The 10,660-nt window shown below is 51.8% G+C and carries 10 protein-coding genes and 1 pseudogene; 4 read left to right on the top strand and 7 right to left on the bottom strand.

What is annotated here, in order from left to right:
- Together ACK5LI_RS08420 and ACK5LI_RS08415 are read left to right on the top strand one after the other, a co-directional pair.
- Positions 1 to 145 (top strand): annotated as a pseudogene (locus ACK5LI_RS08420) (IS200/IS605 family transposase); the annotation flags it as partial.
- 180 nt (positions 146 to 325) lie between these two features.
- Positions 326 to 700: a response regulator gene (locus ACK5LI_RS08415; protein ID WP_416948170.1), complete on the top strand. Its 375-nt coding sequence runs from the start codon at positions 326 to 328 to the stop codon at positions 698 to 700.
- Positions 701 to 866: 166 nt separating this feature from the next.
- On the opposite strand, the gene mnmA is transcribed toward ACK5LI_RS08415, so the two are convergent.
- The 5 genes from mnmA to dnaK all read right to left on the bottom strand — a co-directional run bounded on the left by mnmA (position 867) and on the right by dnaK (position 8,091).
- Entirely contained in the window at positions 867 to 1,937 is a 1,071-nt protein-coding gene (mnmA, locus tag ACK5LI_RS08410) for a tRNA 2-thiouridine(34) synthase MnmA (protein ID WP_416948168.1), read from the bottom strand.
- 133 nt (positions 1,938 to 2,070) lie between these two features.
- Complete coding sequence (gatA, locus tag ACK5LI_RS08405; protein WP_416948166.1) at positions 2,071 to 3,534, bottom strand: Asp-tRNA(Asn)/Glu-tRNA(Gln) amidotransferase subunit GatA; 1,464 nt, start codon at positions 3,532 to 3,534, stop codon at positions 2,071 to 2,073.
- 50 nt (positions 3,535 to 3,584) lie between these two features.
- On the bottom strand, positions 3,585 to 3,869 hold the full coding sequence (gene gatC, locus ACK5LI_RS08400) for an Asp-tRNA(Asn)/Glu-tRNA(Gln) amidotransferase subunit GatC (RefSeq protein WP_416948164.1): 285 nt from the start codon (positions 3,867 to 3,869) through the stop codon (positions 3,585 to 3,587).
- Between the two features lie 124 nt (positions 3,870 to 3,993).
- Positions 3,994 to 5,997 (bottom strand): penicillin-binding protein activator, encoded by a 2,004-nt coding sequence (locus ACK5LI_RS08395; RefSeq protein WP_416948162.1) that lies wholly within the window; start codon positions 5,995 to 5,997, stop codon positions 3,994 to 3,996.
- Between the two features lie 183 nt (positions 5,998 to 6,180).
- Positions 6,181 to 8,091 (bottom strand): molecular chaperone DnaK, encoded by a 1,911-nt coding sequence (gene dnaK, locus ACK5LI_RS08390; RefSeq protein ID WP_416948160.1) that lies wholly within the window; start codon positions 8,089 to 8,091, stop codon positions 6,181 to 6,183.
- Positions 8,092 to 8,476: 385 nt separating this feature from the next.
- Between dnaK and ACK5LI_RS08385 the strand changes: the two genes are divergently transcribed.
- On the top strand, positions 8,477 to 8,791 hold the full coding sequence (locus tag ACK5LI_RS08385; RefSeq protein ID WP_416948158.1) for a DUF6694 family lipoprotein: 315 nt from the start codon (positions 8,477 to 8,479) through the stop codon (positions 8,789 to 8,791).
- A 9-nt stretch (positions 8,792 to 8,800) separates the two neighbouring features.
- Complete coding sequence (locus ACK5LI_RS08380; RefSeq protein ID WP_416948155.1) at positions 8,801 to 9,160, top strand: hypothetical protein; 360 nt, start codon at positions 8,801 to 8,803, stop codon at positions 9,158 to 9,160.
- Positions 9,161 to 9,263: 103 nt separating this feature from the next.
- Here ACK5LI_RS08380 and ACK5LI_RS08375 read toward each other — a convergent pair whose 3' ends face one another.
- Both ACK5LI_RS08375 and grpE read right to left on the bottom strand, forming a co-directional pair.
- The gene (locus ACK5LI_RS08375) at positions 9,264 to 9,650 is read right to left on the bottom strand and encodes a nuclear transport factor 2 family protein (RefSeq protein ID WP_416948153.1); all 387 of its coding nucleotides are present in this window, start codon (positions 9,648 to 9,650) and stop codon (positions 9,264 to 9,266) included.
- 321 nt (positions 9,651 to 9,971) lie between these two features.
- Entirely contained in the window at positions 9,972 to 10,556 is a 585-nt protein-coding gene (gene grpE / locus ACK5LI_RS08370) for a nucleotide exchange factor GrpE (RefSeq protein ID WP_416948151.1), read from the bottom strand.
- Positions 10,557 to 10,660 lie beyond the last annotated feature (104 nt).

Raw genomic sequence — 10,660 nt, 5'->3', positions numbered from 1 at the left:
TTGGTGCCGTGGATATTACGTAGATACAGTTGGAAAAAATAAGGCAAAGATACAAGATTACATTAGGCACCAACTTGAGCATGATAAGCTTGGTGATCAATTATCTCTTCCATATTCTGGAAACCCGTTTACGGGTCGCAAGTAACAGAGATGCAGATGCCAGACGAACGTGCGCCTGCTAGGGCGCTGCTAGTAAGAAAGCCTTATAGGCGCATATGAAGAACCCCCAGCTATGCTGGGGGGTACCTTTTTATGCTTAATCGGCTCTGGTACTGGTCAAAGACATGCAGACGCGGTATAGTCCCTAGTGATTCAGGAGGATTTAGTGAAAATACTGGTGGTTGACGACGATACCGTTACCGTGAGCATGCTTGAAGCTCTGTTGCAGGATGAAGGGCACGAAGTTGTCACGGCTTTTGATGGCCGTGATGTTCAGAAATGTCTGCAGGGGGGCGCGCTGGATCTGGTAATTACGGATATATTTATGCCTGAACAGGATGGTCTTGTTACCATTGCACGCTTGCGGGAAGAGCACCCTTCTTTGCGTGTGATAGCTATTTCAGGCGGTGCTTCTTCATTGGGCAAGGTTGATGCGTTGCGTGCGGCGCAGCTGATGGGAGCAGATGCTGTTCTGGCAAAGCCGCTGCAGGCAGATCAGGTGCTGCGGGTTGTTGAAACCGTGGCTAATAAAGGGCGTTAAGAAACTGAACTGTGATTATGCAGCCTTTGAATCTGTTGTTCGCTGCATCCGGTATAAACAAGCGTCAGATACGGGACATGCTTCTTTGAGGAGCTCGTCCCGTTTTTTTTCCGCAGGCTTTTTTTGATGGCTGCAAAAGGCTGGCTGATAATTGAGCCTGTACTTATCAGAATATGCCTTCAATTATACCGCCTGCCAGCACTCTGCCGCCTGCATCGTATACTGTGGCAACCTGCCCTGCTGCGGGGGGCGTTCGGGGAATGTCAAATGTCACACGCATGGTCGCCTCGTGTACATCAAGTGTGACCTCCACCGGTAAGGCTGTCTGCCGGTAGCGTGTCTTTATGAATACTTCCTGCGGCCAGTCCGCATGCGGTACAAGCATATTCAGCCCGGAGCAAAAACAGCCGCGCGCACTTAATTCCGCTTTCGGGCCTACCACAAGCGCATTACGCGAGGTGTCCTTTTCCAGCACATAAAGGGGTTCGCTCCATGCAATGCCAAGGCCCCGACGTTGTCCTTCAGTATATTGCCATAGCCCGTTGTGGTGCCCCACGACGTGTCCGTCACGCAGTACCATGGGGCCTGCACCGGGCAGAATTTTTGTCTTGGAATGTAAAAACGCCCGATAGTCGTCATCGGGTACAAAGCAGATTTCCTGACTTTCTGAAGGGAGCGGCGGTACAATACCACGCCTGGCAAGCTCTGCCTTCACATCCTGTTTTTTCCATGAGCCAAGAGGGAATATGGCTTTGGTCAGCCGGTGGCACGGTACAAGTGAAAGAAAATAGCTTTGGTCTTTTGTGCTGTCTTCGCCCTGTACCAGAGTAACCGTACATTCTTCTGATGAACCGGCAGGAGAGCTGATTTTTGCATAGTGGCCGGTTGCAATGGCTTCTGCCCCAAGATTGAGCGCTGCATCCAGCAGCATGCCGAATTTCATGGAGGCATTGCACATAGCACAAGGGTTGGGAGTCCGCCCGTTGCGGTAGGCTTCGATGAACGGCTTGATTACCGCCTGTTCGAACTGAGCGGAAAGGTCTATAGCCCGAAAGTCTGCCCCAAGGTTGCGGCAGGCCGCTTCAATGCATTCTGTATTGCTTTTTGTTTTTTGCGGATCTTTGTGCGGAGAAAGAAAATGGGCGTGCAGGGCGGTAACCTGATGCCCTTCTTCCAATAATTGTAACAGGGTGAACAAAGAATCTGTTCCGCCGCTGACGGCGACAGCAATATGCATGGCATGCTCCACAACGGGCAGTATTGTTAAAAACACACGGGCCGTGCATTGCGGCCCGTGTGTGGTTGTACGGTTCGTATCCGGCAGAGTAACTTCCCGCAGGAGGTCTGCCAAGTATAGTTATCTGCAGGCGCTACAGCGCAGGCATTGCGGGGCGGCCCAGATGATTTTCCAGCACATGCGCAGAGGAAAGCAGCGTGGATTCGTCAAACGCCTTGCCAAGAAGCTGTAAGCCCACAGGCATTCCGGAGTCGCTTCCGGTGCCGACAGGCAATGACAGCCCGGGCAGCCCGGCAAGGTTAAGCGAGATGGTGAAAATGTCCAGCAGGTACATTTTCAAAGGATCGCCGGACATTTCGCCTTGCTTCCATGCCGTGATGGGGGAAGCGGGACCGCAGATGATGTCACACTTTTCAAATGCTTTTTCAAAGTCTTCGCGAATGAGCCTGCGGACCTGAGCCGCTTTGCGGTAATATGCATCGTAGTAACCGGATGAAAGAACGTAGGTGCCGAGCATGATACGGCGCTTCACCTCTTCTCCGAATCCTTCGGTGCGCGACTGTACGTACAGATCGAGCAAGGTGTCTGTCTTCTTGCTGCGGTGGCCAGATCGTACGCCGTCAAAACGGGCGAGGTTCGAGCTGGCTTCAGCCATGGCTACAATGTAATATACGGCAATGGCGTGCTTGCTGTTGGGCAGGCTGATATCCACAATGGTGGCGCCCAGTTCCTGAGCTTTCTTAATCGCCTCACGGCAGGGGGATTCGACCTCTGCATCAAGCCCTTCACCCCAGTATTCCACAGGCAGGCCAATGCGCAGACCGGAAAGGTCGCCACGGGATGCCAGCGCTGCCAGATAATCATCCACAGGGTGGTCTGAGCAGGTGGAGTCACGTTTGTCGTGACCGGCAATGACGGAAAGCACCCTTGCCGCATCTTCCACCGAACGGGTCAGGGGGCCAATCTGGTCCAGCGAAGAACCATAAGCAACCATGCCGTAACGTGATACGCGGCCATAGGTGGGCTTTAAGCCTACACAACCGCAGAAAGACGCAGGCTGGCGGATTGAGCCGCCGGTGTCGGTGCCAAGTGATGCAAAACATTGCCCTGCTGCCACAGATGCGGCAGAGCCGCCGGAAGAGCCGCCCGGAACCCGCTGGGTATCCCACGGGTTGAAGGTGGGGTGATAAGCGGATTTTTCAGTGGAAGAGCCCATGGCAAATTCATCCATGTTGTTTTTGCCAAGGATAATGGATCCGGCTTCTTTAAGCTTTTGCACAACATACGCATCAAAGAACGGAGTATAGTTTTCCAGAATTTTTGATCCGCAGGTTGTGGTAACGCCCTTGGTGCTCAGCACGTCTTTTACGGTAACGGGCACACCCCAAAGCGGCTTGGAAGAATCATAACCAGCGTTGTCCATTGCCTTTGCCTCGGCAATGGCATCATCAAAGCGTGTGGCAAGCATTGCCTGAATGGCAGGTTCAGTTGACTGCATCCGTTCAATGCAGGATCTGGTGGCTTCTTCGGCAGTAAGTTTGCCTTCTGCAATGACAGTTGCGACTTCAGTAAGAGTCTGTGCGTATATTTCGGCCATGAAACGGTATCCTTGAAATGAGTCTGAAAAGAATTCTGTACGCGTGGCAGCTAGACGATTCGCGGTACAACAAAGTACGTGCCGTCATCTTCCGGAGCGTTGGAAAGCACTTCTTCACGGGTGCAGTGGCTGACGGCTTCGTCTTCACGGTATACCGTTCCGTGCTGCACAGGACTGTAGAGCGGCTCCACATTGCTGGTGTCAACTTCGTTCAACGTGTCCATGTATTCCAGAATCTGGACAAACTGCTCGGCAAACAGGGCCTGTTTGTCTTCTTCAAGGTCAAGGCGCGCAAGTTTGGCAATGGATGCCACTTGTTCTGCTGATATACTCATATTCTGATATCTCCTGCATTACATGCGGACCGAAAGGGTGACGCTGTAAACTTGATAAATTTACATGCAATCAGGCGGGCTGCGTAAAATGCTTTGATGGCGTTATCAATAGTAGCAGGCAGGCTTATCTGGCTGCTTTCTGCTGTTTTAATATTTCCAGACGCTGTTCATAGCGGTTACGCACCTGATTCAGGCGTCTGGCAAATTTTTCTTTATCCAGAACGGTAATGCCTTCACTGCTGGGCTGGAACAGGAACAGCGACTGTGAAGCGTGTCCGTACGCATCCCACTTCAGCGGAGCCATGCTGAAGTCCATCATCTGGGCATCGGCAAGGCGGGCGTTGATGGTGGCGGCGTCTGCGGCTTCCTTAATCCCCATGCGGGCACCGAAGCGGACAAAGTCATAACCCAGACCGGCCCAGAAGTCGGGCTCACCCAGTCCGGCTTCCGCCATACCGGCAGCCAGCTGTCTTGCGGCAGCAGATTCCAGATTGGGGTTCCATGCGTCGGGGAAAACCGCAAGGCCGAGGTTACGCACATCTACGTTGTTTTTGGCGGCAAGTGTACGTCCCCACAGGCTTGAACCCAACAGAACCAGCCTGTCTTCCTGATAAAAGAAGAAATAAGGGATAAGAACTTCTGTCGCTTTCCAGCCGTCAGGCAGAAAAACAGCCTGAAATTTCGTACCGGGGGGTAGGGCGTCCTTATTTGCACTTGCACCAAGGAACTTGCGGACAGACTCGCCCCAAGACTGCACATTTGCAGGATCGTATGATGCCTGATGCAAGGTGACGTTACCCGCTGCGTGCGCTTCCTTGCTGAACAGGTCCCGCATGCGGCGACCGAATGTTTCTTCGGGAACCATAACGCCAAGATCAGTGATGTTCAGGTAGTTAACCGTAAAGTCCAGCAGGGCGCTTGTCTGGTCTGTGGCGGCAGGGAAAAAGCGCCATGCCTGATTACCCTCGATGCCGTCGCCCAGCGAGGCAAGGAAGGTGAAAAATACTCTGCCGGAAGTCAGGCCGCTCTGATGCGCGGACTGGAACATATCAGCCCGTAAGGGGCCGCCCACAAGCGAGTAACCGGCAGGCAATGATGCCAGTTCTGTTTTCCAGTCTGGCGCATCTGTGTTGATAACCCGCAGGCTCAGGTTCATGCCTTGTTTGGACATTTCCCATTGCGCGCTGCTGGCGCCGCGGGCCACCTTCCAGCCTATTCCGCCGTAGGGACCGGTAAGGGGCAGACACAGTGCGATTCCCTGTTCCGGTTTGCCGTATTGCTGTTCCAGCGGCATGATGATTCGCTCAACAAGTGCAGGCGAGGACAGTTGCGCATTGGCGCGCAGATACGCGAGCGACTGCCATGCCTGAGGCCATGTGGCCTGATCGGCTGCAAGTCTGCGTGCCTGTTCCAGCGCGATGACGGCATAGGGAAAACGCGGAGTGTTCTCTGCACTGAGCGTATCGGTAAGTTGTTTCAATGTGGCGGCATCGGCGTGCGACAGCTCACTGAACCAGCGCTCTTCAATGTCAGCCTGTAATGTTTTATTAGGAGCCTCAAGCCAGATGCTTTCCAGCTGAACTGTTGCATCGGCAGCTGCGCCGCCGCGGGCAAGGCGTTCTGCCAGAGACATGGCCGCGTCTATGCGCAGGGTCCATGGCATGGCTTCGTCATTGGCTACATCGGATGCAAGCTTAAGCGCCTGCTGTTCATCGGGCAGGTTGCGTACGGCCGTGCGCCATGTGCTGCGCCACGCGGGCAGGACTCTGGCGTCTTCTCCGGCCAGACTGGCTGCGGATGCCCATTGGTCAAGCGCGTCCAGAGCCAGATTCTCATGATCATTTGCTGCGGCGCTTCTGGCAAACAGATCAAGTACACGGATGCGGTCTTCAAGGGATAATGAATTGCTGTCCAGCAGGTTTTTTGTCAGCCGTTCGCTGCGGGCGTACTCTCCCTGACTGTAAGCCTGATCGGCATCGGACAGCAGAGTGTCAGCTACAGGTGCTGCTGACTCTACAGAAGGCGTAAGCACCTTTTTAGAGACACAGCCGGAGGAAAAAGCAAACAGTGCCGCCAGCAAAAGCACAGCGGTAAATCCTACAGGTCGGCGAAATGTGGAATAATGCATCGGCAGAGAAGTCCGTATGTTATTTCGGTCGCGCATGTGACGCCGGTTTATCGTGAAAAGAAACAGCCCGCAGGCCGGTCTTGCGTATAGCCATGAAAAAGGCCTGACCCGCAGGAAATGCGGATCAGGCCAAGCTAATCATGTTCCAGCCGGATTGCAAGGCCGGAAGCTGCTCAGACGCTCTTACTTCTTCACTTCAGTGTAGTCGGCGTCTACAACATCTTCGTCCTGCGCGGCTTTTGCTCCGGCATCGCCGGCGTCAGGGCCGGGCTGTGCGCCTTCTGCACCGGCCTGCTGCTGTGCGTACAGCTTTTCAGCCAGCTTATGCGAAGCCTGAGAAAGCTCGTCGGTAGCCTTTTTGATGGCTTCCACGTCGTCACCTTCCATAGCGGTCTTGAGCGCGGCAGTCTTGTCTTCGATTTCCTTTTTCAGGTCATCTTCAAGCTTGTCGCCCAGATCGGTCAGAGACTTCTCGGTAGTGTAGATGAGCGAATCCGCCTGGTTGCGGGTTTCGATCAGTTCTTTTTTCTTCTTGTCTTCGTCTGCATGGGCTTCAGCTTCCTTCACCAGATTCTGGATTTCATCTTCGGAAAGACCGGAAGATGCGGTGATGCGGATGGACTGTTCCTTGCCGGTGCCCAGATCCTTAGCGGATACGTTTACGATACCGTTTGCGTCGATATCGAAAGCAACTTCGATCTGAGGCATGCCGCGGGGGGCGGCGGGAATGCCGGTCAGTTCAAAGCGGCCCAGAGTCATGTTGTCCGATGCCATGGGGCGTTCGCCCTGCAGCACGTGAATGGACACAGAGGGCTGGTTGTCAGCCGCAGTGGTAAATGTCTGGCTCTTCTTGGTCGGAATGGTGGTGTTACGCTCGATGAGTCTGGTAAACACGCCGCCGAGAGTTTCGATACCCAGCGAAAGCGGGGTAACGTCGAGCAGCAGCACGTCTTTAACATCACCGGCCAGAATGCCGCCCTGAATAGCTGCGCCCATGGCTACAACTTCGTCAGGGTTCACAGAACGGTTGGGTTCTTTACCAAAGAACTCGGAAACCTTCTGCTGAACCAGAGGCATACGGGTCATACCACCAACCAGAACAACTTCGTCCACTTCAGATGCGGAAAGACCGGCATCGGCCAGCGCCTTGCGGCAGGGCTCGATGGTGCGGTTTACCAGATCTTCGACCAGCTTTTCCAGCTTTGCGCGGGAAAGTTTGATCATAAGGTGCTTGGGACCGGTCTGGTCTGCCGTGATAAAGGGCAGGTTGATTTCCGTTTCCATAGAGGTGGACAGGTCTTTTTTAGCCTTTTCTGCTGCTTCTTTCAGACGCTGCAGAGCCATACGGTCAGACGACAGATCAATGTGGTTTTCACGGCGGAATTCTTCAACAAGGTAGTCGATGATACGCTGGTCAAAGTCTTCACCGCCGAGGAAAGTGTCGCCGTTGGTTGCGCGCACTTCAACAACGTTGTCGCCTACTTCCAGAATGGAAATATCAAAAGTACCACCGCCGAGGTCGAATACGGCGATCTTCTCGTTGGCCTTTTTGTCAAAGCCGTATGCCAGCGAAGCCGCGGTGGGCTCGTTGATGATACGCTTTACATCCAGACCGGCAATACGACCTGCGTCTTTGGTTGCCTGACGCTGAGAGTCGTTGAAGTAAGCAGGGACGGTGATAACCGCTTCGGTTACGGTTTCGCCAAGGTATGCTTCTGCATCTGCCTTCAGCTTGCCGAGGATCATGGCGGAAACTTCAGCGGGGCTGTACTTGCGGCCAGAGATTTCCACAGAAGCGTCATTGTTGCTGCCGCCTACTATGTTGTAAGGCGAATGCTCCTTCCAGCGGGAAACTTCAGGAGCGTCAGCCTTGCGGCCCATCAGACGCTTGATGGCAAATACGGTGCGCTCAGGGTTGGTAACAGCCTGACGCTTTGCAATATCACCCACAAGACGTTCTTTGTCAGTAAAACCTACAACAGAGGGAGTAGTACGTCCGCCTTCGGGGTTGGTGATGCACTTGGGGTCCTTACCTTCCATGATGTAAACACATGAGTTGGTAGTTCCAAGGTCGATACCAATGATCTTGCCCATTATTATAATCCTCCTCGAGAGATCGATATACAGTCAGCCGATAGCTTCGGCAGTGAACATTCTGTTTCGATGAGAAAACTAAGTCTGTTTTTCAGTCGGGCAAGAGGCGGGGTGCATTTTTTTTGTATAAAGATGGATTGTTGGTATCTTGCTTTCTTGCATTAGTGTGTTAATTCAGAGTGTTGAGCTGTTGAGGTGGGGTATGGGCCGCGTATGTATTTAGAAGTGTTGTGCTAATATTTATTGCTTGCGGAGTTTTCTGGTCGTTTCGTGTTTTGAACGAGATATGAATTTTTATATGGGGAATTGCAATTTTGAGTATTCATTATTTTTAATATTTATGGCATGTTGCGTTTGTGTCGTTTTTTTAAAAAGGAGTGTTGGTATGAGAAAGGTTATGCGTAGTTTTTTTGTGTGCGGTGTTATCGTTTGCTTGCTTTTTGTGGCGGGATGCTCTTCGGAGCCGAAGCTTGATGCTTCGAGTGACCAAGCTTTCGAACAGTCCATCAAAGAGATTGTTCTGAGTCTTCCCGAAAACAAGAGAGAACATTTTAAAGAAACTTTTACTGGATTAGCTATGTTAGCCGCTCTTCAATTAAATGGAGATACGGCAAAAATGCGTCAATTTTTTGATGGTATGACTTATGATGATATTATGGCTAAGGCTAAAGAAGTAAAACAAAAAATAAATAAGCAGTAGGCGCTTGGTGTGAGAAACATATTCATTATTTGTTTGCTGGTTATTGTTGCAAGTTCTGCTTTTGCAGCTGATTTTGTCAGCCCAATAGGGTTTGAGCCGACGGAGTCAAACAAAAGTGCTGTTATTGCTTATGTTCAGGAAAGCGTTAGGAATGAATATGCAGTACTGGGAATTAACTCCGAAAGTGCTTTGCGCATGATGGAAGAAGAAAACCTTCGAGCATTTAAAAAGCTGCTTACGGCAGAAGATAAAGAGGTTCTTTCACGCGTGATTAAGCAATACTGCGGAATTGGAATGTGTAACTATGTCACTATTAATATGATGTACGAAGAGGAAATGAAGGCTAAGAATACTCAATTGGAGTGGTAATTTCTGGCTTTTTTCTACATGTTAATAGTATAATGCTACTGGTACAGTATGCACAAGGTGATAGATGGGTCCCATCTGTCACCTTTTCTGTTTTTCAGTAAATTTACGATGGAAATGAGAAATGGGTCTGCAGCAGCAGCCAGTCGTTTTCGTAACGCTTAAGCACAGCGGAAAGGCGTATGGCAACATGAACCTCTTCCTGTTCAAGTGCGAACAAAGCCCGACAGGCAGCCACAACCCATGCGGTGTTGCCATCTTCTCCGGCGTTGTGCCAGACAATGTCTATTTCCGCTTTGTCAAAAGAAAGAAAATCGTCAGCCATACCCTTGCGTATGGCTTCGCGGCCGACATAATTCTGCACTCTGTCGGTGCCTATCGCGGCGATGGATTCTGAGTCTGCATAGCAGGCAACGACGCCCTCCACATCACGCGCAGTATATACGCTGAGAAAATGCTCGACACGGTCCATAGGGGTGGCAGCAACGGTCATGGCAGTCTCCTTTGATCGCATAATGCTCAACGCATAGCGTGTTTGAACGATTATTGCCAGCGTATGAGAGCTGCACAGCGTAAAAAAATATGAGGTCTAAAGAAGAATATGAGGCATATTCAGTACCACCTGTGAATTGCTGATCTCGTTTCTGGATATGGGCATGTGGGCATATGGAATGAAGAAAGGAGCATCTTTCAATAGTAGCTATACAGGTTGCGGAAGATGATGTTGCGGGGGATGTGTTCTGAAGAAAAAACAATCCGGAACAGTGTGACCTGTTCCGGATTGTAGCGGTAGAATATCGAGGGCGGTGGCAGCCTATGCGGTAACCACAACCTTGGCAGGGCGCAGCAGACGTTCCTTAAGCTGGTAACCTCGCTGCATGACCTGAAACACCATGCCGGAGTCCATGCCGGAGTTTTCTTCACGGCCCACGGCCTCGTGCAGAGCCGGATCAAATACATCGCCTTTTTCGCCCACAGCTTTCAGGCCGTGCGTCGCAAGGGCATCAAGAAACAGCTTGCGGGTCATCTCGACACCGATTGCCATATTTTTACAGGCAGGGTCGTTGGCGCCATACTGCAAAGCAAGGTCAAGATGGTCCAGAGTAGGCAGAAGGTCGGCCAGCACCTTTTCTGCGGCGTACTTTACCTGTTCTTCGCGCTCGCGTTCGAGCCGCTTTTTGACGTTTTCCAACTCGGCAAGTGCGCGCAGGCGAACATCTTCAGCCTGCTTATGTTCGTCACAGGCAGGGCAGACACGCTCTTTGCACAGCGCGACGATCTCTTCGTCCGTCAATGCGTCGATGGCTGCCTGTTTTGCATCCTGAGCCTCATCGGCAGATTCCTGTGCAGTCAGCTCTTCGTTTTCGTTAAGTACATTACGGGTTTCGTCGTTCGCCATTTTTGATGAATCTCCTTTATATTCAATGCATCAGTACATTGCGTGCCTGGCATAACCTTGCACAGCGTGTACGTGCCGCGTGTATTTTTCGGGTTGCGAGGGGC

The sequence above is a fragment of the Oleidesulfovibrio sp. genome (genome assembly GCF_047973035.1).
Lineage (GTDB): Bacteria > Desulfobacterota > Desulfovibrionia > Desulfovibrionales > Desulfovibrionaceae > Oleidesulfovibrio.
Note: the sequence above shows the minus strand (reverse complement) of the source record. Positions and strands in the feature narration are given on the sequence as shown.